This window comes from Streptomyces sp. NPDC041784, from assembly GCF_055591025.1.
This window is the reverse complement of sequence record NZ_JBVJAB010000001.1, coordinates 716,590-739,337: the sequence shown is the minus strand read 5'-3', so window position 1 is coordinate 739,337 and position 22,748 is coordinate 716,590. Positions and strand designations below refer to the sequence as shown.

20 protein-coding genes, 1 tRNA gene and 1 pseudogene are annotated in these 22,748 nt (G+C 72.9%); 11 read left to right on the top strand and 11 right to left on the bottom strand.

Features of this window, described 5'->3' with window-relative positions:
- Positions 1 to 175: 175 nt before the first annotated feature.
- The 3 genes from ACZ6D7_RS03290 to ACZ6D7_RS03280 form a co-directional block, all read right to left on the bottom strand.
- Positions 176 to 2,557 (bottom strand): endonuclease/exonuclease/phosphatase family protein, encoded by a 2,382-nt coding sequence (locus tag ACZ6D7_RS03290; RefSeq protein WP_469483020.1) that lies wholly within the window; start codon positions 2,555 to 2,557, stop codon positions 176 to 178.
- A 257-nt stretch (positions 2,558 to 2,814) separates the two neighbouring features.
- Complete coding sequence (locus ACZ6D7_RS03285) at positions 2,815 to 3,342, bottom strand: hypothetical protein (protein WP_469482829.1); 528 nt, start codon at positions 3,340 to 3,342, stop codon at positions 2,815 to 2,817.
- A gap of 99 nt (positions 3,343 to 3,441) precedes the next feature.
- Positions 3,442 to 3,513 (bottom strand) — tRNA-Cys (locus ACZ6D7_RS03280).
- A gap of 193 nt (positions 3,514 to 3,706) precedes the next feature.
- Here ACZ6D7_RS03280 and ACZ6D7_RS03275 point away from each other — a divergent pair.
- The 7 genes from ACZ6D7_RS03275 to ACZ6D7_RS03245 all read left to right on the top strand — a co-directional run bounded on the left by ACZ6D7_RS03275 (position 3,707) and on the right by ACZ6D7_RS03245 (position 10,642).
- Positions 3,707 to 5,164: an MFS transporter gene (locus ACZ6D7_RS03275; RefSeq protein ID WP_469482827.1), complete on the top strand. Its 1,458-nt coding sequence runs from the start codon at positions 3,707 to 3,709 to the stop codon at positions 5,162 to 5,164.
- Between the two features lie 118 nt (positions 5,165 to 5,282).
- Positions 5,283 to 5,495 (top strand): hypothetical protein, encoded by a 213-nt coding sequence (locus ACZ6D7_RS03270; RefSeq protein ID WP_469482825.1) that lies wholly within the window; start codon positions 5,283 to 5,285, stop codon positions 5,493 to 5,495.
- A 2-nt stretch (positions 5,496 to 5,497) separates the two neighbouring features.
- Positions 5,498 to 5,872 (top strand): type II toxin-antitoxin system death-on-curing family toxin, encoded by a 375-nt coding sequence (locus tag ACZ6D7_RS03265; RefSeq protein ID WP_469482823.1) that lies wholly within the window; start codon positions 5,498 to 5,500, stop codon positions 5,870 to 5,872.
- Positions 5,873 to 6,012: 140 nt separating this feature from the next.
- Positions 6,013 to 7,815 carry a DEAD/DEAH box helicase gene (locus tag ACZ6D7_RS03260; RefSeq protein WP_469482821.1) on the top strand — a complete coding sequence of 601 codons (1,803 nt, stop codon included), beginning with the start codon at positions 6,013 to 6,015 and terminating at the stop codon, positions 7,813 to 7,815.
- Between the two features lie 436 nt (positions 7,816 to 8,251).
- Entirely contained in the window at positions 8,252 to 8,893 is a 642-nt protein-coding gene (locus ACZ6D7_RS03255) for an IclR family transcriptional regulator (RefSeq protein WP_469482819.1), read from the top strand.
- Between the two features lie 98 nt (positions 8,894 to 8,991).
- Positions 8,992 to 9,846: a chorismate synthase gene (locus ACZ6D7_RS03250; protein ID WP_469482817.1), complete on the top strand. Its 855-nt coding sequence runs from the start codon at positions 8,992 to 8,994 to the stop codon at positions 9,844 to 9,846.
- A gap of 4 nt (positions 9,847 to 9,850) precedes the next feature.
- Positions 9,851 to 10,642, top strand: a complete 792-nt coding sequence (locus ACZ6D7_RS03245) for a S16 family serine protease (protein ID WP_469482815.1) — start codon at positions 9,851 to 9,853, stop codon at positions 10,640 to 10,642.
- Between the two features lie 30 nt (positions 10,643 to 10,672).
- Here ACZ6D7_RS03245 and ACZ6D7_RS03240 read toward each other — a convergent pair whose 3' ends face one another.
- From ACZ6D7_RS03240 to ACZ6D7_RS03220, 5 genes and pseudogenes are all read right to left on the bottom strand, one after another.
- Positions 10,673 to 11,644 (bottom strand): glycine betaine ABC transporter substrate-binding protein, encoded by a 972-nt coding sequence (locus ACZ6D7_RS03240; protein ID WP_469482813.1) that lies wholly within the window; start codon positions 11,642 to 11,644, stop codon positions 10,673 to 10,675.
- Between the two features lie 92 nt (positions 11,645 to 11,736).
- Positions 11,737 to 12,528: pseudogene (locus tag ACZ6D7_RS03235) on the bottom strand (ABC transporter permease); the annotation flags it as partial.
- Positions 12,525 to 13,706, bottom strand: coding sequence for a betaine/proline/choline family ABC transporter ATP-binding protein (locus ACZ6D7_RS03230; RefSeq protein WP_469482811.1), 1,182 nt, complete (start codon positions 13,704 to 13,706; stop codon positions 12,525 to 12,527). The pseudogene ACZ6D7_RS03235 and the gene ACZ6D7_RS03230, both read right to left, overlap by 4 nt.
- Positions 13,699 to 14,346 (bottom strand): ABC transporter permease, encoded by a 648-nt coding sequence (locus tag ACZ6D7_RS03225; RefSeq protein WP_469482808.1) that lies wholly within the window; start codon positions 14,344 to 14,346, stop codon positions 13,699 to 13,701. Before ACZ6D7_RS03225 ends, ACZ6D7_RS03230 begins: the two co-directional genes overlap by 8 nt.
- 33 nt (positions 14,347 to 14,379) lie before the next feature.
- Positions 14,380 to 14,859, bottom strand: a complete 480-nt coding sequence (locus ACZ6D7_RS03220; RefSeq protein ID WP_469482806.1) for an Lrp/AsnC family transcriptional regulator — start codon at positions 14,857 to 14,859, stop codon at positions 14,380 to 14,382.
- Positions 14,860 to 14,981: 122 nt separating this feature from the next.
- On the opposite strand from ACZ6D7_RS03220, the gene hppD reads away from it, so the two are divergent.
- The gene (gene hppD, locus ACZ6D7_RS03215) at positions 14,982 to 16,127 is read left to right on the top strand and encodes a 4-hydroxyphenylpyruvate dioxygenase (RefSeq protein ID WP_469482804.1); all 1,146 of its coding nucleotides are present in this window, start codon (positions 14,982 to 14,984) and stop codon (positions 16,125 to 16,127) included.
- A gap of 17 nt (positions 16,128 to 16,144) precedes the next feature.
- Here the strand turns inward: hppD and ACZ6D7_RS03210 are convergent, their stop codons facing one another.
- A complete protein-coding gene (locus ACZ6D7_RS03210; protein ID WP_469482802.1) occupies positions 16,145 to 17,563 on the bottom strand; it encodes a tetratricopeptide repeat protein in 1,419 nt (472 codons plus the stop codon).
- A gap of 92 nt (positions 17,564 to 17,655) precedes the next feature.
- Here ACZ6D7_RS03210 and ACZ6D7_RS03205 point away from each other — a divergent pair, with 92 nt between their 5' ends.
- Entirely contained in the window at positions 17,656 to 19,062 is a 1,407-nt protein-coding gene (locus tag ACZ6D7_RS03205; protein WP_469482800.1) for an FAD-binding oxidoreductase, read from the top strand.
- Between the two features lie 59 nt (positions 19,063 to 19,121).
- Here the strand turns inward: ACZ6D7_RS03205 and ACZ6D7_RS03200 are convergent, their stop codons facing one another.
- Positions 19,122 to 19,598 (bottom strand): SsgA family sporulation/cell division regulator, encoded by a 477-nt coding sequence (locus ACZ6D7_RS03200; RefSeq protein ID WP_469482798.1) that lies wholly within the window; start codon positions 19,596 to 19,598, stop codon positions 19,122 to 19,124.
- A gap of 242 nt (positions 19,599 to 19,840) precedes the next feature.
- Here ACZ6D7_RS03200 and ACZ6D7_RS03195 point away from each other — a divergent pair, with 242 nt between their 5' ends.
- Together ACZ6D7_RS03195 and ACZ6D7_RS03190 are read left to right on the top strand one after the other, a co-directional pair.
- Positions 19,841 to 21,391 (top strand): RDD family protein, encoded by a 1,551-nt coding sequence (locus ACZ6D7_RS03195; protein ID WP_469482796.1) that lies wholly within the window; start codon positions 19,841 to 19,843, stop codon positions 21,389 to 21,391.
- A 101-nt stretch (positions 21,392 to 21,492) separates the two neighbouring features.
- Positions 21,493 to 22,203 carry an RDD family protein gene (locus tag ACZ6D7_RS03190; protein WP_469482794.1) on the top strand — a complete coding sequence of 237 codons (711 nt, stop codon included), beginning with the start codon at positions 21,493 to 21,495 and terminating at the stop codon, positions 22,201 to 22,203.
- Between the two features lie 99 nt (positions 22,204 to 22,302).
- Here the strand turns inward: ACZ6D7_RS03190 and ACZ6D7_RS03185 are convergent, their stop codons facing one another.
- Positions 22,303 to 22,578, bottom strand: a complete 276-nt coding sequence (locus ACZ6D7_RS03185; protein WP_469482792.1) for a hypothetical protein — start codon at positions 22,576 to 22,578, stop codon at positions 22,303 to 22,305.
- Positions 22,579 to 22,748 lie beyond the last annotated feature (170 nt).

Sequence of the window (22,748 nt, the reverse complement as noted above, 5' to 3'; positions counted from 1 at the left end):
TTGGGGGGGGGAACCCCCCCCCCCCCCCACCCCCCCCGCCCCCCCCCCCCCACCCCCCCCCCCCCCCCCCCCCCCCCCTCCCCCCCCCCCCCCCCCCCCCCTCGGCAGGGGGCGGAGCGTCACCGGATCCCGGCTCGCCAGGCCCGTGCCGGATCGATCGGTCGGCCGGTGTCGCCTAGCGGCAGTGGTCGACGTCGATCCGTACGATCTGCGGGTCGTGGTCGCTGGCCTGGTCGGCGAACTCGGCGTTGATGTGCACGACGTCGTAGTCGAAACGCGTCACGGCCGGGCTCGTCAGGATGTGGTCCAGGGTCTGCGAGTTGCCGTCGTAGACGTAGGTGTAGCGCTCGGCAGCCGGCAGGGTGGTGATGAGCGGCTTGAGGACCTTGTCGGCCGTCAGGGCGGTGACGGTCGGGGAGAACTCGTAGTCGTTGAGGTCGCCGAGCACCACGGCCTTGGCCGTCCTGTCCGCCGCGAGCAGCGAGGTGACGAAGGTGTTCACCGCGGCGGCCTGCGCCTGGCGCTGCGTCTCGGAGCTGCGGGCCGGCGGCTGGTAGCGGCCGTGCAGGGGCTGGTCGCCGCCCTTGGAGGTGAAGTGGTTGGCGATCACGAAGACGCTCTCGCCGTGGAAGACGAACTCGCCGACCAGCGGCTTGCGGCTGTTGTCCCAGGCGTCGTTCGTCGGGTCGATCCGGCCGGGGGAGTACGTCAGCCGGGCACCCTTGCGCGTCTTCACCACACCGGTGGCCGTGGTGGCGTCGCCGCCGGCGCGGTCGGTGAAGGAGACCCGCTTGGGGTTGAAGAGGAACACCTGGCGGATGTTGCCGCCGGGCTCGCCGCCGTCCTGGTTGTTCGTCGGGGCGATGTACCGCCACTGGTAGCGGGGTCCGCCGGCCGCGCGGATGGCGTCCGTGAACCGCTTCAGGGTGGCCTCGGAGGTGACGGTGCCGTCGTTCGTGGCGCCGTTGTCGTCCTGGATCTCCTCCAGGGCGACGATGTCGGGCGAGCTGAGGTTGACCGCGACGCCCTCGGCGAGCCGGTCGAACTTCTCCTGGCCGTCCAGCGCGTCGAGGTTCTCCACGTTGTACGTGGCGACCGCCAGCTCGCCGCCCTTCGCCCGGCGGGTCACCTCCCGCTCCAGGCCGCCCGCGGCGAGCGTGCCGAGCTGGGTGGCCTGGACGTTGTAGCCGCCGTAGGTGGAGTAGTCGAGGGGGCCGGTGGTGGTGCCGGACAGCTCGTCGCCGACGTTCGCCTCCGGGAAGGCGGCGGTGGTGTCGAGCGCCATCACCTTCAGCCGGCCGGTGTTCGGCTGGTCGTAGGAGGAGTACAGCGTGCCGCCGCGCGCCGAGGGGCTCTCGTCCGGCTTGACCGTCACCCACAGCTCGTCGTACTCGGTGGTCGCGCCGACCACGCGCGCGTCGGCGAACGTCACCCGCATGCCCTCGGCGGACTCGTAGAAGTCCTGGGCGTACACGGTCGGTTCGAGGGCGAGCGCGTCGATGCTGCCGCCGCCGGCGGCGGGCGCGTAGCCGTCCGGCACGCTCGCCGGGTCGAGGGTGACGGACGCGGGCAGCGCGTTGCCGCCGGACAGCACGGTCACGGTCGGCGCGGTGATCTCGGTGACCGACTGGCTGGTGCTGCTCGGGTAGTACTCGCTGACCTTGCCGCTGACGAGCACGGAGTCGCCGACGGCCACGGTCGGGTCGGCGGAGCCGGTGTAGACGAAGACGCCCTCGCTGGTGCGGGCGTCGGCGTCGGCGGACGGGTCCTGGATCCAGTACCCCTTCGACCCGGAGGTCCGCACGCCCGTGACGACGCCCGGAACGCGGGTGACGGTCTGGCCGTTGAGGGGGGAGAGGCGGGTGGTGCCCTGGATGTCGTGCACGCGGACGGTGCCCGGCGTGGAGGGATCGCCGCCCCCGTCGCCGCCCCCGTCCCCGCCTCCCGAACCGGGCGTCTGCCCGGCGGAGTTGACGGGCGAGGGCGCCCCGGCCGTGAGGTCCGCCGCGTTGTCGTCGGTGTCGGCCAGGGCCGAACCCCGTGCCACGGAGGCGGTGTTGGAGGCCCCCGTGACCGGCCCGCTCCCCTCCCGCACGACGGCGCTGCCGTAGCCCACCAGGTCGACGATCCGGCTGTCCGCCGCGCAGTCGGCGGCGGTCTTGCAGGTCAGGGCGGTGGTGCCGGAGACCAGGGCGATGGTGCCGCTGGTGGCGCTCATGGCGATGGACCCGGTGGCGTCGGGGGTCGGCAGCGCGGTCGTCCCCCCGGTGCCGGCCGCCTCGGCCACGAGGAACCGGCCGCCGGGCGCGACCGCCCCGCTCAACGCGGTCACCTGCCACTGCGAGGACGCCGACGGCGACCCCGGCAGGTACTGCACGCTGTAGCCCGACAGGTCGTAGTCCGCGGAACCCGCGTTCCCCAGCTCGACGAAGTCCCGGATCAGGGTCGCCCCCGAGTTCCCTCCGCCGCCGTACACCTCGGCGATCACCGCCGTACCGGACGGCGTCGCGTAGGCGGCGGGCAGGGACGTGATGGCGAACGCGCTCGCCAGCCCCACGGATATGAGCGCGTAGCCGGCCCGGCGGGCGGAGTGGGCTGCGCGGGGTCTGCTCCCTGCGTTTCTGGACACGCTGGTGGTCTCCTCGTACGTCGTCGGTACGGCCGGTGGTGTGGGGGATCCGGCTCAAGTTACGCGCGTAGAGAGGTGAGCGCCAAGGGGGCGGAGGTTAAATCCCGGGAACGGGAAGGGGGTTGTGCGGGTGGTGTGGGTTGTGCGGGTGGTGTGGGTTGTGCCGGTAGTGCCGGCGGTGCCGGTCAGCAGTGGATGCGGAGCCGGACGACGATGACGTCGGCCGGAAGGTCGTCCAGGTACTGGTTGACGAAGTCGAGGGAGAGCCATCGGGGCGGAGCACCGGTGCGGCCGACGTAGAACCACCGCCCGTCCAGGGTGAGCAGATGATCCGTCGGAACCACCCACTCGGTCTGCCACTGCGCGGAGGGCACCAGATGATGCTCCCCGGGACCGATCGTCGCGGCCAGCCGCTCGGCGCGGGCCCGCATGCCGCGGAAGTCCAGCAGCCCGCGCGGCCCTCCGGCGCACTCCCCGGGAACGGGGTCCTCGTCCGCCGTCACCGGTATCCCGGCCAGCCGCGGATCGCCCTCGTGTCCGGGCACCACGTCGAACCCGTTTCCACTCCGCGGGTACCGCCACTGGTCCCACTCGCCCTGATAGGGCTCGTGATCGCCGTCCATGTCGAACGGAGCGAGCGCCCGCCCGATCGCCGCGTCCAGATCCTGATGGGCGCCCGGCGCCAGACAGACGGTGAGCATCTCGTTCGCCACGACCCCGGCCGTTCCTCCCTGTGGTGGAGCCGCATGGTCCCACGGGGAGAGCCCGACGGGCACGCCGTTTCCCGGCGCCCTGGTCCGGAAGGCAGGTAGAGGCCGTGGCGGGATTCGAACCCACGTAACTCGCTTTGCAGGCGAGCCCCTGAACCACTCGGGCACACGGCCGTTCACCAGGCCCGTTGTGGACTTGGTGAGTTGACCGTACGGGCGGGGGGAAGGGTGGTTCAAGGGGAGCGGGAGCGCTGCAACGGGACTGCCATACGGCGTTCATGAAGCGGGTGGCCTACGACCAAGGTCTCAAGGTGGGCCCGTCTCGCGACAGGGGTCATTGTCGGTGGTGGACCTTACGCTGGCGGGCATGGCAGTCCTGGAACCCCGTGACACCGACGTCGCAGCAGCCACCGAGACCTCCGGCCCGCTCGCGGATGAGTCCGTGCTGGGGAGTTCGTTCCGGGCACTCAGTGTCGGGATCGTCTCCGTCGTGCTGCTCATCGCATTCGAGGCGACCGCGGTGGGGACGGCCATGCCGGTGGCGGCCCGGGAGCTGGGTGGGGTGTCCCTCTACGCCTTCGCCTTCTCCGGGTACTTCACCACCAGTCTGTTCGGGATGGTGCTCGCCGGGCAGTGGTCCGACCGGCGGGGGCCGCTCGGGGCGTTGAGCGGCGGGATCGCCGCCTTCGCGGTGGGGCTCGTGGTGGCGGGGACCGCCGGCGGGATGTGGGTGTTCATCCTCGGGCGGGCCGTGCAGGGTCTCGGGGGCGGGCTGGTCATCGTCGCGTTGTACGTCGTCGTCGGGCGGGCCTATCCGGAGCGGCTGCGGCCGGCGATCATGGCCGCCTTCGCCGCCTGCTGGGTGCTGCCGTCGGTCGTGGGCCCGCTGGCCGCCGGGGCGGTGACCGAGCATCTCGGCTGGCGGTGGGTGTTCCTCGGGATACCCGTCCTCGTGCTGCTTCCGCTCGCCCTGGCGCTGCCCCAGATACGGCTCCGGGCGGGCGGGCCCCTCGACTCGACCGGCGCCTCCCCGGCGTCCTTCGACCGGCGCCGGATCCGGCTCGCCCTCGGGATCTCCCTCGGCGCCGGGCTCCTCCAGTACGCCGCCCAGGACCTGCGGCCCCTCTCCGTGCTCCCCGGTGCCGCCGGCCTCGCCCTGCTCGTACCCGCCGTGCTCGGGCTGCTGCCGCGCGGGACCTGGCGGGCCGCCCGCGGGCTGCCCTCCGTCGTCCTGCTGCGCGGGGTCGCCGCCGGGGCCTTCATCTCCGCCGAGTCGTTCGTGCCGCTGATGCTCGTCACCGAGCGGGGGCTGAGCCCGACCCTCGCCGGGTTCTCGCTCGCGGCGAGCGGCGGCACCTGGGCGCTGGGGTCCTGGGTGCAGTCGCGGCCGCGGGTGGAGCCGTACCGGGAGCGGCTGATGACGCTCGGGATGGTGCTCGTCGCCCTCGCCATCGCCGCGGCGCCCAGCGTGCTCCTGCACTCCGTGCCGGTCTGGACCGTGGCCGTCGCCTGGGGGTTCGGTTGTTTCGGGATGGGGCTCGTGATCGCCTCCACCAGCGTGCTGCTGCTCCAGCTCTCCGCGCCCGAGGAGGCCGGCACCAACTCCGCCGCCCTCCAGATCTCCGACGGGCTGGCGAACGTGCTGCTGCTGGCCGCCGGCGGTGCCGCCTTCGCCGCGCTGGGCGGCGGGGCGGTGGCCCACGCGGCCACGGCGGCCGAGGGGTCGTCCCACCCGGGCGCCTTCGCCGCAGTCTTCCTGCCCATGGCCGTCGTGGCCCTCTTCGGGGCCTGGGTGACCACCCGGGTGCGGGAGCGGCGACCGTAATACCGGCGACCGTAAATACCGGCGACCGTAGTACCGGCGACCGTAGTACCGGCGACCGTAGTACCGGCGACCGTAAATGCCCTGGCGGGCCTCACACCCGTCTTCTAGCCTCACCCGCATGCAACAGCCCGCCTCCCCTCTCTCCCTCCCCCTCGACCCCGGCCTCCGCCGCGCCCTCGACGACCTGGCCGACGCCACCGGCCGCCGTCCGCAGGACATCGCGCTGGACGCCGTACGCGCGCGGCTGCGGGCGGAGGAGGCGCGGGTGCGGGAGACGGCCGAGCGGCTCGCGGGGGCGCACGCCGGTCTGCTGCGCAGGCTCGGGGAGTGACCATGACCAGGCATCTCACCGTCGCCGAGGTCACGGACATCGCACGGATCGCGTTCGGCGGGCGGCCCCCCGAGGCCCGGGAGCCCGGACTGCTGGCGTCCGCCGTGCACCGGCCCCGCGCCCGGATGTTCGGTACGGCCGCCTACGACGACCCCTACGAACAGGCCGCCGCCCTGCTCCACGCGATCGCCACGAACCATCCGCTCGTGGACGGCAACAAGCGCGCCGCGTGGCTGGCCGCCGCGACCTTCCTCGCGCTGCACGGCGTGGACCTCGCCGCGTGCGACCAGGACGCGGCGTACGACCTGGTCATCGACATCGCCTCCGGTACGGAGTCCGAGATCGTGGTGATCGCGGGGCGGCTGCGGGCGCTGTGACGTCAGTCCCACCCGGCGCCGACCCGGCCCCGTTCGCGCGATGACGGTACCGGGCCGCCGGTAGGGTGGCCCGGTTGTCATACGTAGCCGAGTGATCAGTAGCCGAGAACCGAGCCGCCCGACCCCCGAACCCGGAGACCGTGACTACCACCGCCGCATCCTCCACCTCCCACTCCCACCACCTCTCTCCCGCGTTTCCCGGCCGGGCCCCCTGGGGCACCGCCAGCAAGCTGCGGGCCTGGCAGCAGGGGGCGATGGAGAAGTACATCCAGGAGCAGCCGCGCGACTTCCTCGCCGTCGCCACCCCCGGCGCCGGCAAGACGACCTTCGCGCTGACCCTCGCCTCCTGGCTGCTGCACCACCACGTCGTGCAGCAGGTCACCGTGGTCGCGCCGACCGAGCACCTGAAGAAGCAGTGGGCGGAAGCGGCCGCGCGGATAGGGATCAAACTCGATCCCGAGTACAGCGCCGGACCGCTCGGCAGGGACTACCAGGGCGTCGCCGTGACGTACGCGGGTGTCGGCGTACGGCCGATGCTCCACCGCAACCGCAGCGAGCAGCGCAAGACCCTCGTCATCCTCGACGAGATCCACCACGCCGGTGACTCCAAGTCGTGGGGCGAGGCGTGCCTGGAGGCCTTCGAGCCCGCCACCCGGCGGCTGGCGCTGACGGGTACACCCTTCCGCTCCGACACCAACCCCATCCCCTTCGTCACGTACGAGGAGGGGACGGACGGGATCCGGCGGTCCTCCGCCGACTACACCTACGGCTACGGCTCGGCGCTCGCCGACAACGTCGTCCGGCCGGTCATCTTCCTCTCCTACAGCGGCAACATGCGCTGGCGGACCAAGGCCGGTGACGAGATCGCCGCGCGGCTCGGCGAGCCGATGACGAAGGACGCGATCAGCCAGGCCTGGCGTACGGCGCTGGACCCGCGCGGCGAGTGGATGCCGAGCGTGCTGCGCGCCGCCGACCAGCGGCTCACCGAGGTCCGCAAGGCCATCCCGGACGCGGGCGCCCTCGTCATCGCCTCCGACCAGGACTCGGCCCGCGCCTACGCCAAGCTGATCCGGGAGATCACGGGGAACAAGGCGACCCTGGTCCTCTCCGACGACTCCGGCGCGTCCGACCGGATCGACCAGTTCAGCGGCAGTACCGACCGGTGGATGGTCGCGGTGCGGATGGTGTCGGAAGGCGTCGACGTACCGCGCCTCGCAGTCGGTGTGTACGCCACCACCATCTCCACCCCCCTCTTCTTCGCGCAGGCCGTCGGGCGTTTCGTGCGGTCGCGGCGGCGCGGCGAGACCGCGTCCGTGTTCCTGCCGACCGTGCCCGACCTGCTCACCTTCGCCAACGAGATGGAGGTCGAGCGCGACCACGCGCTCGACAAGCCGAAGAAGGACGGCGAGGAGGACCCGTACGCCGAGGAGGACAAGCTCCTCCAGGAGGCGGAGAAGCAGCAGGACGAGGACACCGGCGAGCAGGAGCAGTTCGCCTTCGAGGCGCTGGAGTCCGAGGCCGTCTTCGACCGGGTCATGTACAACGGCGCCGAGTTCGGCATGCAGGCCCACCCGGGGAGCGAGGAGGAGCAGGACTACCTCGGCATCCCGGGGCTGCTGGAGCCCGAGCAGGTGCAGTTGCTGCTCCAGAAGCGGCAGGCCAAGCAGATCGCGCACAGCAAGAAGCGGCCGGACGCCGAGGCCGACCTGCTGGAGCTGCCGGCCGAGCGGCGGCCGGTCGTCTCGCACAAGGAGATGATGGAGCTGCGCAAGCAGCTCAACACCATGGTCGGCGCGTACGTCCACCAGAGCGGCAAGCCGCACGGGGTGATCCACACGGAGCTGCGGCGCGTGTGCGGCGGCCCGCCGAGCGCGGAGGCGACGGCGGGGCAGCTGCGGCAGCGCATCGCCAAGGTCCAGGAGTGGGCCACCCGGATGAAGTGACGGCCCCCACCGGCGAGACCGGTGCCGGGGCCGGACCGAGACCGGTGCCGGGGCCGGACCGAGACCGGTGCCGGGGCCGAACCGAGGACAGGACGGGGCCGGACCGAGGACACGGCGGGGCCGGACCGAGGACACGGCGGGGCGCGTGGCACGCCGCCACGCACCGTACGTATCGGGGCAAACCGAGGAAGTCCATACCGGCCATTGACCGGATTCTGGACGGAGCCTTCCGCTCAGCGAACCCGCTTCGCTACTGTCCCGCTACGCACACGCCCCGTGGCAGCGCCGCCGCGGAGCGCAGCCGTGAAGCGACTGGGCCCGGGTACGCCGGGCCCATCTGTCGATCGGCGGCCTCTGAAGCGCGTCACTGACGGGACTCGGTGTCGCATCCGCCGCGAAGGAGGCCGTCGACCTCACCACTTAAGGAGTGGGCGTCGTGACCGCGGAGACCTCCCAGACGCTCGACCGGGGCCTCAGGGTCCTCAAATTGCTGGCCGATACGGACCACGGGCTGACCGTCACCGAGCTTTCCAACAAACTGGGCGTGAACCGGACCGTTGTGTACCGGTTGCTCGCCACCCTGGAACAGCACGCACTCGTACGACGCGACCTGGGCGGGCGAGCCCGGGTCGGCCTCGGAGTGCTGAGGCTGGGCCGGCAGGTCCATCCGCTGGTGCGCGAAGCCGCGCTGCCCGCACTGCGATCGCTCGCCGAGGACATCGGGGCGACCGCGCATCTCACGCTGGTCGACGGCGCGGAGGCACTGGCCGTCGCCGTCGTCGAGCCGACCTGGACCGACTACCACGTGGCCTACCGGGCCGGCTTCCGGCACCCGCTGGACCGGGGGGCCGCCGGCCGGGCGATCCTCGCCGCACGCAGGCGACCGCCCGACGAACCGGGCTACACCCTGACCCACGGCGAACTGGAGGCGGGCGCGAGCGGCGCCGCCGCCCCGCTGCTCGGTGTCACGGGCGTCGAGGGCAGTGTGGGCGTCGTGATGCTCGCCGACGCGGTGCCCGAACGGGTCGGCCCGCGGGTCGTGGACGCGGCACGGGAGGTGGCGGAGGCGCTGCGCTGAGGCTTGCGCGCCCCGGCAGGCCCGACATCGGCGGTCCGGCACCGGCGCGGCCGAACGCACCCTAGGCGGCGCCCTCCCCCGACTCCGACACTGGGTCGATGACCCCAGTCACCGTGCGTACCGTCCACGACGTCGCCGGGCTCACGGCGGTCGCCGCCTACCTGGGCGAGGTCTGGCAGACCCCGCCCGGCGCGCCGCCCTATCCGGCGGAGGTGCTGCACAGCCTCGTCCACGCGGGCGGGGCCGTGCACGCCGTGTACGCGGGGGAGCGGCTCGCCGGGGCGGCCGTCGCCGTGTTCGGTCCCCCGGCCGGGCAGGAGACGTACTCCCTGGTGGCCGCCGCCGACCGGGGTCTCGGCCACACGGTCAAGCAGGCCCAGCGGGCCTGGGCGCTCGAACGCGGCGCTCGCAGCATGCGCTGGACCTTCGATCCGCTGGTCGGCCGCAACGCCCGCTTCAACCTGGTCAAGCTGGGCGCCCTCGGCACCGAGTACCTCGTCGACTTCTACGGCCCGATGGCCGACGGCGTGAACGACGGCGACGAGAGCGACCGGCTGACGATCACCTGGGACCTGGTCGCACCCCGAAAGCCGGACGAGAGCCCCTGCGACAGCGGGGAACGGGACGCCGCGCCCGTCACCCGCGCCGCGCCGGACGGCGGACCGCTCGCCCGCTGTGACGTGCGCGACCCGCGCGACCCGAGCGGCCCGCGTCTGTGGTGCCGGGTGCCGCAGGACGTCGTCGCGCTGCGGGCGGAGCGGCCGGAGCTGGCGCTGCGCTGGCGCCGCGCGGTGCGCGAGGTGTTCACGGCGGCCTTCGCCGAGGGCCTCACCGCGACCGGCATGTCCCGCGACGGCTGGTACACCCTCGCCCGCGCACCGCAGGACGCCGCCGGTCCCGGGCCCGAGGTACCACCTGCGCAGGAGCCCTCCGGCCCCCGCCGGTTACATTGACCCCGTGCTCTCTCGTCTCACGCGCCTCCAGGCCGTCGCCGTCTGTGCCGTGCCCCTCGTGGCTCTGCTGACCACGGCGGCCCTCGCGCCGCTGCCGTTCTCGGTGGCGCAGCCCGGGATGACGGCGAACGTGCTCGGCGAGAACCAGGGCACGCAGGTCATCACGGTCTCCGGCGCGCCCGTCCGCAAGACCACGGGCCAGCTGCGGATGACGACGATCGAGGCGACCGGCCCGGACGCGAGCGTCAGGCTCGGCGATGTGATCGACGGCTGGTTCCGCACGGACCAGGCGATCATGCCGCGCGACTCGGTCTACCCCAGCGGGGAGAACACCGAGGAGATCGAGGAGCACAACACCGAGCAGATGGAGCAGTCCCAGGACGCCGCCACCGAGGCCGCCCTGAGATACCTCGACCGCACGGACGACGGCATCGACGTCGACCTGGAGCTGGCCGACGTCGGCGGCCCGAGCGCCGGTCTGCTCTTCTCCCTCGGGATCGTCGACAAGCTCGACGGCGACGGCAGCGGCGGTGACCTCACGGGCGGCCGCACCATCGCCGGTACGGGGACGATCGACGCCGCCGGGAAGGTCGGCGCGGTCGGCGGCGTCGCCCTGAAGACCCAGGCCGCCCGCCGGGACGGCGCGACCGTCTTCCTGGTGCCGAAGGCGGAGTGCTCCGACGCCCGCTCCGAGCTGCCCGAGGGCCTGCGGCTGATCCCGGTGACCACGCTCAAGGGCACGGTGAGCGCGCTGAAGGCCCTGGAGCAGGGCAAGGACACGGTCCCCAGCTGCTGAGGCACCGCACCAAGGCAACGCCCCACGTTCTCACTTCACGAACCCCTGCTCCCTCATCCACTCCAGCGCCACCCGGTGCGGATCCTCCCCGTCCACGTCCACCCTCGCGTTCAGCTCCCGCGCCACCGCGTTGTCCAGCTTCCTCGTCACCGGCGCGAGGACGTCCGCGATGGCCGGCCACTTCTCCAGCGTCTTCGAGTTGATCTCGGGTGCCGCGTTGTAGTGGGGGAAGAACGCCCGATCGTCCGCCATCACCACCAGGTCCATCGACGTGATCCGGCCGTCGGTCGTGTACACCTCCCCGTACGTGCACCGGCCCTTCGCCGCCTCGGTGTAGATGATCCCGGTGTCCATCTGGGTGATCCGGGACGCCGGCACGTCCATCCCGTACGCCTTCCGCATCCCCGGCAGCCCGTCCGCGCGGTTGGCGAACTCGCCCTCCACGCACAGCGTCACGGCGCCCGGCACCGCGATGGCCAGGGCCGCCACCTGGGAGAGCGTGTCCGTGTCGTACTCCTCGTGCGACGCCCGGTTCATGGCCAGCGCGTAGGTGTTGTCCAGCCGCGACTGCGGCAGCCAGGTCAGCCCGTTCCTCAGGTCGGCGTCGCGCACGGCCTGCCACTGTGCCCGCGGGTCGGCGAGCGGCTTGCTGTTGCCCTGGTACGTGATCCAGGCGGTGCCCGTGTACTCGTACATGGCGTCGGCCTCGCCCCTGCGGACCGCCTCGCGGGAGCCGATGGAGCCCTGGATGCCGGTGCGGTCGACGACCTCCGCGCCCGCCGCCTGGAAGGCGATGCCCATCATCGCGCCCAGGATGAGGTTCTCGGTGAACGACTTGGACGTCACGGTGAGCCGCGCGCCGTCGAGCGGTGTGCCCTTCCCGATCGTGCCGGGGGAGACGTCGTCGACCATGGGGGAGCCGCTGCTGAGCCCGCACCCGGACACCACGGCCCCGCCGCCGCACACCAGGGCCAGCGCCAGCACCGGGGCCAGGCGCCTCACCCCCGCGTCTCCGGTCCCCGCGCCTCCGGTCCTCCCGTCTCCGGTCCCCGCGTCTCCGGTCCTCCCGTCTCCGGTCCCCGCGTCTCTGGTCCTCCCGTCTCCAGTCCCCGCGGCCGCAGCAGCAGCTCCGCCAGCGAGGCCAGCCAGTCCACCAGCAGGGCCAGGGCGACGGTGAGGATCGAGCCCAGCACCAGCACCGGCATCCGCTGGTTGGTGATCCCGGCGGTGATCAGCACGCCCAGGCCGCCGCCCCCGCCGAAGGTCGCCAGCGTCGCCGTCCCGACATTGAGGACGAGGGCCGTACGGACGCCGGCCAGGATCAGCGGGACGGCCAGCGGCAGCTCCACCCTCTTCAGCACGCCCATGGGGGACATGCCGATGCCGTGGGCCGCCTCCAGCAGCGTCGGGTCGTTGGCCCTGAGCCCGGCGACGGTGTTGGCGAGCACGGGCAGGACGGCGTAGGCGACCATGCCGATCAGGGCGGCCCGCATCCCGGTGCCGAGCCAGATCACCAGCAGCGCGAGCAGACCGATCGCCGGGGTCGCCTGGCCGGCGTTGGCGACGGCCAGGGCGATCGGCGTGGCCCGGCGGAACCCCGGGCGGGTCAGCAGGATGCCCAGCGGGATCGCGACGACCAGCACGAAGAAGGTGGAGATCACGGTCAGTTCGACGTGCTGCCACAACGCCTCGGAGACCTGGCCGTGGGAGAGCGCGTTCTCGGAGACCGCGTCCAGGTCCGCCTGCCGGAACCACAGCCAGGTCCCGAGCAGCAGGGCCACCAGGAACGTGGGCAGGACGGTCAGCTTCCGCCAGCCGACCTGCCGGGTCCGGCCCCGCGCGGGCGGCAGCGCCGTCGCGGTCTCCTCCCAGTCGACAGCGGTCACGCCCGGCGCCCCCCTCCGTCGCCCTCCTGTCGCCGCCGGCGCCGGTCGGCCTCCAGCAGGTCGCGCACGGAGTTCATCAGCGTCTGCACGTCCACCACTCCCGTGTACTCGCCGTGCCGTCCGGTGACGGCGACCCGCCCGGAGCCGTCCGTCAGCACCGCCTCCAGCGCGTCCCGCAGGGTCGCGTCCCGGGTCACCGTGTCGCCCACCGGCGTCCCGGCGCGCTCCAGCGAGCCCCGGGCCCGCAGCAGGTCGCCGCGCCGCAGCCACTTGGCGGGGCGGCCGCGCCGGTCGAGGAGGAGGATCTCGCCTCGGCCGCTGGTGCGCAGCCGGTTGACGACGTGCTGGAGCGGGTCGTCGACGGACGCCGTCGGGAAGTCGGTGATCCCCACGTCCCGCACCCGGGTCAGCTGGAGCCGCTTCAGTGCCGAGCCCGCGCCCACGAAGCCCGACACGAAGTCGTCCGCCGGATGGCTGAGGATGGCCTCCGGGGTGTCGAACTGGGCGATCTGCGAGCGCTCGCGCAGCACCGCGATCCGGTCGGCCAGCTTGATCGCCTCGTCGACGTCGTGGGTGACGAAGACGATCGTCTTGCGCAGCTCGCGCTGGAGCCGGATCAGCTCGTCCTGGAGGTGGTCGCGGGTGATCGGGTCGACCGCGCCGAACGGCTCGTCCATCAGCAGCACCGGCGGATCGGCCGCCAGCGCCCGTGCCACGCCCACCCGTTGCTGCTGGCCGCCGGAGAGCCGGCGCGGATAGCGGTCGTGGAACTCCCGGGGGTCGAGCCCGACCAGGTCGAGCATCTCCTCCACCCGGTCCCGGATCCGCGCCTTCGACCAGCCGATCATGCGGGGGACGAGCGCGATGTTCTGGGCGACGGTCATGTGCGGGAAGAGCCCGGACGACTGGATCGCGTACCCGACCTTGCGGCGCAGCCGCACCGGGTCGATGCCGGTGACGTCCTCGCCGTCGATGCGGATCCGGCCGCCGCTCGGCTCGATCAGCCGGTTGATCATCTTCAGGGTGGTGGACTTGCCGCAGCCGGACGGCCCGACGAAGACGATGGTCTCGCCGGCCCTGATCTCCATGGTCACGTTGTCCACGGAGGGTCCGGAGCTGCCCGGGTAGCGCTTGGTGAGGTTCTCCAGCTCGATGCTCGCCCCGTGCGACTCAGCCACGGATCCCCCTCGCAATCGTCAGCCGCCCGAGAAGGACGTATCCGGCGTCGAACAGCAGCGCGAGGACGATGATCCCGAGCGTGCCGGCGAGGACCTGGTTGAGCGCGTTCGCGCTGCCCAGGGAGGCGATGCCCCGGAAGATCTCGTTGCCGAGCCCCGGCCCGGAGGCGTAGGCGGCGATGGCCGCGATGCCCATCAGCATCTGGGTGGAGACCCGGATACCGGTGAGGATCGGCGGCCAGGCCAGCGGCAGCTCGACCCGCAGCAGCCGGGCCGGCCGGGACATCCCGATGCCCTGGGCCGCCTCCACCAGCGCGGGATCGACCCCGCGCAGCCCGACGATCGTGTTGCGCACGACCGGCAGCAGCCCGTACAGCGTCAGCGCGAGCACCGTCGGCGGCACACCGAGCCCCACCACCGGGATCAGCAGACCGATCATGGCGAGGGAGGGCACGGTGAGGAGGGTGGCGGTGGCGGTGGTGGCGAGGTCGCCGGCCCATGCGCTGCGGTAGGTGGCGACCCCGACGAGCACCCCGAGGACGGTCGCCACGACCATGCACTGGAAGACGGCGCTCGCGTGTTGCCAGGCGTCCGTGAGCAACTGCTGGTGACGGCCCGCCAGGTACTCCCAGAAGCTCACACGCGCTCACCGCCCATGCCGCACAGCCCGCCGCTAGGTCCTCTCCCGGTCCCGGGCCGCCTGCTCCACCAGCGGGATGATCCGCAGCGGGACGGCGTTCTCCATCACGATCGCGGTGGAGGCCCGGACGATCCCATCAAAACCGACAACCAGGTCGATGACCCGCTGGAGATCGGCGTTGGAGCGGGCCACCAGCCGGCACAGCATGTCCCCGCTGCCGGTGGTGGTGTGCAGCTCCAGCACCTCCGGCACGGTCGCCAAGTGGGCGCGTACGTCGGGCCCTTGGCCCTGTCGGATCTGGAGCGTGGCGAAGGCGGTGACCGGGTAGCCGAGGGCCGCCGGGTCCACGTCCGGACCGAAGCCGCGGATGACGCCATTCGACTGAAGCCGGTCCAGCCGCGCCTGCGCGGTGCCCCGGGCGACCCCCAGCCGCCGGGACATCTCCAGCACACCGATCCGCGGCTCCCGGGCGAGCAGCCCGATGATGCGTCCGTCCAGATGATCGATCGCCACCGCCGCCTCCTAGATGGTCACCCTGTACAGAAAGTCCGCCGACACCGTCGTGCCGCTGGACAGATTGCCCAGCGATGAAGCGAACTATTGCGCACCTTGCGGGCGAAGGCGAGGCTTCCGCTATGACGCAGACCACACACCACACTCCCGACACCGCCCGGCAGGCCGACCCCTTCCCGGTCAAGGGAATGGACGCGGTCGTCTTCGCCGTGGGCAACGCCAAGCAGGCGGCGCACTACTACTCCACCGCCTTCGGCATGAAGCTGGTCGCCTACTCCGGACCGGAGACCGGCAGCCGCGAGACCGCCTCGTACGTGCTCACCAACGGCTCGGCCCGCTTCGTCCTCACCTCCGTCATCAAGCCCGCCACCCCCTGGGGCCACTTCCTCGCCCGGCACGTGGCCGAGCACGGCGACGGCGTCGTCGACCTCGCGATCGAGGTCCCGGACGCCCGCGCCGCCTACGCCTACGCGATCGAGCACGGCGCCCGCTCGGTCGCCGAGCCCTACGAGCTGAAGGACGAGCACGGCACGGTCGTCCTCGCCGCGATCGCCACCTACGGCGAGACCCGCCACACCCTCGTCGACCGCTCCGGCTACGACGGCCCCTACCTCCCGGGCTTCGTCACCGCCGACCCGCTCGTCGAACCGCCCGCCCACCGCACCTTCCAGGCCATCGACCACTGCGTCGGCAACGTCGAGCTCGGCCGCATGAACGAATGGGTCGGCTTCTACAACAAGGTCATGGGCTTCACGAACATGAAGGAGTTCGTGGGCGACGACATCGCCACCGAGTACTCCGCCCTGATGTCGAAGGTCGTCGCCGACGGCACCCTGAAGGTCAAGTTCCCGATCAACGAGCCCGCGATCGCCAAGAAGAAGTCCCAGATCGACGAGTACCTGGAGTTCTACGGCGGCGCCGGCGTCCAGCACATCGCGCTGAACACGGGCGACATCGTCGAGACGGTCCGCACCATGCGCGCGGCCGGTGTCCGCTTCCTCGACACCCCCGACTCCTACTACGACACCCTCGGAGAGTGGGTCGGCGACACCCGGGTGCCCGTCGAGACCCTGCGCGAGCTGAAGATCCTCGCCGACCGCGACGAGGACGGCTACCTGCTCCAGATCTTCACCAAGCCGGTCCAGGACCGTCCGACCGTGTTCTTCGAGATCATCGAACGGCACGGCTCGATGGGCTTCGGCAAGGGCAACTTCAAGGCCCTCTTCGAGGCGATCGAACGGGAGCAGGAGAAGCGCGGCAACCTGTAGGACCGGTCCCTGGTCCGTCAGTCGGGCGGCTCGACGTCCGGTACCTCGCCCAGCTTCGCCAGCGCCGCACGCGCCGCCGGGGCGTGCAGCGGGGAGAAGTACGGATTGAGCCGCAACGCCTCCTGGAGATGACGCCGGGCGGGCGCGGTCTTCCCCAGCGCCCGCTCGATCATCCCCCGGTGGAAGGCGTACGGCGCGCTGCGCACCGCGCCGCCGTGCGCGTGGTCGGTGGCGATCGCCGCGAACCGCAGCGCCTCCTCGTGCTTCCCGGCCCGGTGCAGCGCCCACCCCAGCGCGTCCGCCACCGCGATCCCCGGCTGGCGCCGCCACTCGGCCCGCAGCCGCCGTACCGCCGACCCCGGGTCCCCGTGGTCCGCCTCGAAGCGGCCCAGCACCAGCTCCCCGTCGACCCCGCCCGCCGCGTCCCGGCGCACCCGCTCGCGCAGCAGGTCGTACTGCGCCCCGGCGGGCCGGGTCAGCCCCAGCGACTCGTACAGCTCGCCCAGTTCGAGGGCGTACTGCGGCAGCGGCTGCCCGGCGAGCGCGTCCTGGTACGCGCTGAGCGCCTCCGGCATCCGGCCCAGCGCCGCCAGCGCCCGCCCCAGCCCGGCCTGTGCGGCCCGCTGGTCGGGGTCGAGCCGCACCGCCTCCCTGAAGCTGCGCAGCGCGTCCTCGCGTTCACCGCGCTCGAAGGCCAGCTGCCCGGCCCGCTCCCGCCACGCGGCCTCCTCGGCGGGGGAGGCGGCCGCGGCCGCCGCGTCGGAGAGCGCGGCCTGCGCGTCCTCCCGCCGGCCCCGGTCCCAGTACACGTCCGCCGCCCGCCCGAGCACGGGCGGACCGGACCGCAGCCGCATCAGCCGGTCCAGCGCCCCATGGGCCTTCTTGTACTCGCCGAGCCCGGTGTAGGCGTCGATGAGCTGCGAATACGTCGTCCAGCGCCGCGGTGCCGCCGTGCGCGCGGCCTCGCCCCAGGCCTTCGCCGCCCGGAAGTCGCGGCGCGCGTTGGCCAGCGCCGCCAGCCCTCCCAGGGCCTCGGCGTTGCCCCGCGGACCCACCGACAGCGAGGTGCGCAGCGCCCGCTCCGCCTTCGGGTACTGCCCGGCCGCGTCGGCGGTGCGCCGCCCCTGCTCGACATAGGCCGCGCCGAGCACCGCCCAGGACCGCGCGTCCCGCGGATGCTTCCGCACCCGGCTCTCGCGCTCCTCGATCAGCACCGCCAGATCGGGCAGCGCGGCCGCCACCCCGGTCCGCACCGCCGAGTGCGCCTGCGCCCCCGGCGCCGCCGCCCCGCCCCGGTCCGGCCCGCCGGGCGCCCACAGCAGCAGGGCGCCGCCCAGCACGAGACACCCCGCCAGCGGGCCGACGAACAGCGGCCGGCGGTACCAGGAGGCCTTCCGGGGGGCCACGTCCGGGGCGGTGCCCTCTTCGTTCTCCATGCGGTTCACTCTGCGTCCCCACGGTGACCGCACCCGGGCAGGTGACGGCTCCCGTGGCCGGGGTTCACACCGATGGCCCCGGGTGCGAGGCTGTGATCATGAGCCGTATCGAAGCGCCGCACGACAACGTCACGGGCAGCCTCGTCGACCGTCTGCTCGCCGGCCTGCCCGCCGAGGCCGTCCTCACCGACCCCGACGTCACGGTCTCGTACGCCAACGACATGGCCAGCTTCTGCCCGGCCGGCACCCCGGCCGTCGTGGTGCTGCCGCGCACGGTCGAGCAGGTGCGGCACGTGATGCGCACCGCGACCGAGCTGCGCGTCCCGGTCGTCCCGCAGGGCGCCCGCACCGGTCTGTCCGGCGGCGCCAACGCCTCCGACGGCTGCGTCGTGCTCTCCCTGACGAGGATGGACCGCATCCTCGAGATCAGCCCGGTCGACCGGATCGCCGTCGTCGAACCGGGGGTCGTCAACGCCGCGCTCTCCCGGGCGGTCGGCGAACACGGCCTCTATTACCCGCCGGACCCCTCCAGCTGGGAGACGTGCACGATCGGCGGCAACATCGGCACCGCCTCCGGCGGCCTGTGCTGTGTGAAGTACGGGGTGACGGCCGAGTACGTCCTCGGCCTCGACGTGGTGCTGGCCGACGGCCGTCTGATGTCCACCGGCCGCCGCACCGCGAAGGGCGTCGCGGGGTACGACCTGACCCGGCTGTTCGTCGGCTCCGAGGGCTCGCTCGGCATCGTCGTACGGGCGGTCCTGGGGCTCAGGCCGCAGCCGCCGCAGCAGCTGGTGCTGGCAGCGGAGTTCGCCTCGGCGGCCGCCGCCTGCGACGCGGTCTGCCGGATCATGGCGGGAGGGCACGTGCCCTCGCTCCTCGAACTCATGGACCGTACGACCGTCAAGGCCGTCAACGACCTCGCCCACATGGGCCTGCCGGAGTCCACCGAGGCCCTGCTGCTCGCCGCCTTCGACACCCCGGACCCGGCCGCCGACCTCGCCGCGGTCGGCGCGCTGTGCGAGGCGGCCGGCGCCACCCAGGTGGTCCCCGCCGACGACGCCGCCGAGTCCGAACTCCTGCTCAAGGCCCGTCGGTCGTCGCTCGTCGCCCTGGAGGCCGTCAAGGGCACCACGATGATCGACGACGTGTGCGTGCCCCGCTCGCGCCTCGGCGACATGATCGAGGGCGTGGAACGCATCGCGGACAAGCACCGGCTGACCATCGGCGTCGTCGCCCACGCGGGCGACGGCAACACCCACCCCACCGTCTGCTTCGACGCGCAGGACCCCGACGAGAGCCGGCGCGCCCGCGAGTCCTTCGACGAGATCATGGCCCTCGGCCTGGAACTCGGCGGCACCATCACCGGCGAACACGGCGTCGGCGTCCTGAAGAAGGAGTGGCTGGCGCGCGAGATCGGCCCGGTGGGGCTGGAGATGCAGCGGGCGGTCAAGCACGTCTTCGACCCGCTGGGCATCCTCAACCCGGGCAAGCTGTTCTGATCCACCCCGCTCTCCACCCCGCTCTCCATCCCGTTCTCCATCCCGTTCTCCACCCCGCCTCATTCACCGTCCACCGACTCGTCCGAGGGCCACGGGTCGCGCGGCCACAGGTCGTCCGCGGGGGTCGGGGCGAGCAGTTCGGCCAGACCGTCGTCGATGCCGAGCTGCTCCCCTTCCGCCCCCGGGGGCACCACCCGCAGCGTGCGCTCCAGCCAGGCCGAGACCTGGGCGGCCGGCCCTTGCAGCAGGGCGTCGCCGTCGGGTGAACTCAGCGCCATCAGCACGACACTGCGGCCGTCCACCTTCGTCGGCCACACCCGCACGTCCCCGTGCCCACAGGGCCGGAACACCCCCTCCACCAGCAGCTCGCGGGCGAAGGTCCAGTGCACGGGGTGCTCGGAGTTGATGTGGAAGGTGACATGGACGGCGAACGGGTCGTCACTGCGGTAGCCCAGCCGGGCCGGGACGGGAATGCTGCGCTCCGGCGACAGGATGAGCCTGAGTTCCAGTTCGCGCTCCACCACGGTGTGATGCATGGTCGTTCTCCTCTCGGTACGGATCTGTACGGAGGGAGAGAGCGAGAAGGATGCGGAGCATTACGCGGGTTCGGAGAAGTTTTTTTCCGCGAGACGTGGCGGACGGTTCCGAACGTGTGAAGGGCCTGCACGGGGATGCCCGGAAAGGGGCGGGTCCGCCGGGAGTGCGGGTGGGGGTTGCGCCGGTCTGATAGATGTGGATCCCCCCAAGCCCACCTCCGAGCAGATACGGGACGACGGACATGAGCGCCCCAACCCCGGCCCCCGGCGACGACCGGCCCCGCGAAGGGTTCTACCCGGACCCCTCCATTCCCGGATACGTCCGGTACTGGAACGGTTCCGCCTGGGTCCCGGGCACCAGCCGCCCGGCCCCCTCGGCCGGTGAACCGCTCACGCCTCCGGCGGCCTCCGTCGAGGAGACCGGCCCGCACTTCTTCGACGAGGACCCGAACCCGGCGCAGCCGTACGGCGGCCGGGCCGAGCCCGCCGCGTCGTGGGGCGCCGACCGTTCCCACCAGTCCGGCTTCGGCGGTGACCAGGACCGCCGGATCTCCTGGGGCACCCCGCAGGGCCCCGACCCGAGGCTCCAGGCGGCGGCTCCGCAGGCGGAGCCCGAGCCCGAGTCCGGAGCCGGCGCGGGTGCCGGTGCCCCTCCCCACGACCCCGGTACGGTCATCTTCCGCGCGCCGGCCCCGCGCACGGCCGACAGCCCCGGCGCGTCCGGCGCACAGACCGGCCCGTCCGGCGCACAGGAGGGCGCCGCCGGACCGGGGGCGGCGGGCACGGGCGGTCCGGCCTTCGGCCCGCAGAACGCGACCGGGCAGGCGGGTGCCGGTGCCGAGGGCGGCTTCGGCCCACCCCCCGGTACCGCGAGCGCCGCTCCCGCTCCCGCTCCTGCCCCCGCTCCCGCCAAGCCCGGCTTCGGGGCCGGGAAGGCGGCGGCCGAGCGGGCCGCGGCCGCGCAGTCGGCACCGGCGCCGGGTCCCGCCGCCCCGCACGGCGTGCCGCAGGGCGGCGCCGAGGGCTTCCCGCCCGCCGCCGGCCAGGCGACCGCCCTCTCCGGCGCCCCGGGTGTGCCCCAGCAGTCCGCCGGCCCGGCGCCGGCGCCCGCTCCGGCCGCCGGCCAGGTACCCGCCCCGGCCCAGGCCGCCGCCGCCGTCCAGGCGTCCGCACCGATGAGCCCCGGCTTCGGTGGCGGGCAGTCGTCCTGGGCCCAGCAGGTGCACCGGCTCGCGGGCGGCGACGAGCCGCCCGCGCCCTGGAAGCCGCCCGTCGACGACATCTTCCAGGCGGCTGCCCGCCGGCAGGCGGCGGCCCGGCCCGCGGGCCTCGGCAAGCGGCTCGCCGCGCGTCTCGTGGACACCCTGGTCCTCGCGGCGGTCACCGCCGCCGCGGCGGTGCCGCTCGGCATCAAGGCCCTCGGCCACGTCAACGAGAAGATCGACGAGGCCAAGCTCACCGGAGAGACCGTCACCGTCTGGCTGCTCGACGGCACGACCTCTGTCTACCTGGGCATCGTCCTCGCCGTGCTGCTCGTCTTCGGGGTCCTGTACGAGGCCCTGCCGACCGCCAAGTGGGGCCGCACGCTCGGCAAGAAGCTGTTCGGTCTTCAGGTGCGGGACATCGAGGGGCACGAGCCCCCGTCCTTCGGGGCCGCGCTGCGCCGCTGGCTCGTCTACAGCGTGCCCGGACTGCTCGTCGTCGGTGTCGTGGGTGTCGTCTGGGGCCTGTTCGACAAGCCGTGGCGCCAGTGCTGGCACGACAAGGCGGCCCACACGTTCGTCGCGGGCTGACCCGGGCCGCCCCACGCACAGCCGCCGCACCCCGTGCGGCCATACCCCCGTACGGCCGCTCGCCGGATGCGGCGGTCCGGGGTTCGCGGTCCACTCGGGCCATGACCACCGAACCGCCCTCCGACTCCGGCGGCCCGCCGGAGGACGACCCGTTCCGGAAGCAGCCCCCGCAGCAGCCTCCGCAACAGCCCCCGCCGGGGCCGTCGCAGGGGCCTTCGGGGGGCTCGCCCTACGACAGGCCGTACGACGGGGAACCGCCCCCGCCGTACACCGGCGGTGGCGGTGGCGGTGGTGGGGGTGAAGCCGGCGGCGGCCCTTACGGCGGTGACCCCTACGGGGGTTACCCCGCCGACCCGCTGGCCGGCATGCCGCCGCTCGCCGACAGCGGCAGACGCACCCTCGCCCGGATCATCGACATGATCCTGGTCTACACCGTGGTCGTGCTGCTGGCCTGGGTCTTCCGGGTGGACCAGTACACGGTCGACGCCGACGAGATCGAGTTCGGCAAGACCTTCGGACGCGAGCTGATCACCGCGATCCTCTATGTCGCGTACGACACGATCCTGACCGCCCGAGGCGGCCAGACCCTCGGCAAGAAGTGGTTCGGCATGCGGGTGGCCAACCTCGACAACGGCTCCACGCCCTCCGTGCAGACCTCGCTGAGCCGCGCCCTGGTGCTGTGGTTGCCGTTCGCGTTCTGCTGCGCCTGTGTGTGGACGGCGATCTGCGGCGGCTGGAGCTACTTCGACAAGCCGTACAAGCAGGGCCTGCACGACAAGGCGGCCAAGACCGTGGTGGTCGCCGTCACCTGACGTGCCGGAGCCTGCGTGCCGGTGCATGCGTGCGGAGCATCCGTGCCGGTGCATGCGGAAGGGCCCGTACCGGACGGCTCGGGCCCTTCCGCAGGTCGGTCAGGGGGCCGTCGGCTCCCGGACGGGCTCGGGTGCGGCGGTGACGGAGGCGGGTACGGGTACCGCCTCGGGCTGTGCTCGCCGGGCCGGTGGCGTGGGGGACGGCCGCGGTACCGGTACCGTCATCGCGACGAGCAGGCCGAGTCCGAGTGCGGCGATGGCGATGACCGCGATCCCGGGGCCGGAACTCGTCTGTGACAGCAGCAGCATGGCGAGCGTCGAGAAGATGACGGTGCAGGAACCGTACGTGAGCTGTGCGACAGTCGGACGAGGCATGGCAATCGTGTCCTCGGATGCGGGGGAGATCTCGACTCTATTCGCCTGCATGCCCGAGTGGAACGAACGGTAAGCGTGACCTAACCCACGGTGCCGGAGCACAGGGGGCGCACGGAGTCATGGAGTCCGCCAAGTGGACGGCTCCGCGCGCCCTTCACGTGACTGTCACA

Excerpts from the sequence above, each read along its gene's own strand:
- ACZ6D7_RS03275 (WP_469482827.1), top strand. The coding sequence starts at position 3,707 with ATGGCAGTCCTGGAACCCCGTGACACCGACGTCGCAGCAGCCACCGAG.
- ACZ6D7_RS03265 (WP_469482823.1), top strand. The coding sequence starts at position 5,498 with ATGACCAGGCATCTCACCGTCGCCGAGGTCACGGACATCGCACGGATC.
- ACZ6D7_RS03210 (WP_469482802.1), bottom strand. The coding sequence starts at position 17,563 with ATGGAGAACGAAGAGGGCACCGCCCCGGACGTGGCCCCCCGGAAGGCC.
- hppD (WP_469482804.1), top strand. The coding sequence starts at position 14,982 with ATGACGCAGACCACACACCACACTCCCGACACCGCCCGGCAGGCCGAC.
- ACZ6D7_RS03195 (WP_469482796.1), top strand. The coding sequence starts at position 19,841 with ATGAGCGCCCCAACCCCGGCCCCCGGCGACGACCGGCCCCGCGAAGGG.
- ACZ6D7_RS03185 (WP_469482792.1), bottom strand. The coding sequence starts at position 22,578 with ATGCCTCGTCCGACTGTCGCACAGCTCACGTACGGTTCCTGCACCGTC.
- ACZ6D7_RS03250 (WP_469482817.1), top strand. The coding sequence starts at position 8,992 with ATGACCCCAGTCACCGTGCGTACCGTCCACGACGTCGCCGGGCTCACG.
- ACZ6D7_RS03190 (WP_469482794.1), top strand. The coding sequence starts at position 21,493 with ATGACCACCGAACCGCCCTCCGACTCCGGCGGCCCGCCGGAGGACGAC.
- ACZ6D7_RS03270 (WP_469482825.1), top strand. The coding sequence starts at position 5,283 with ATGCAACAGCCCGCCTCCCCTCTCTCCCTCCCCCTCGACCCCGGCCTC.
- ACZ6D7_RS03200 (WP_469482798.1), bottom strand. The coding sequence starts at position 19,598 with ATGCATCACACCGTGGTGGAGCGCGAACTGGAACTCAGGCTCATCCTG.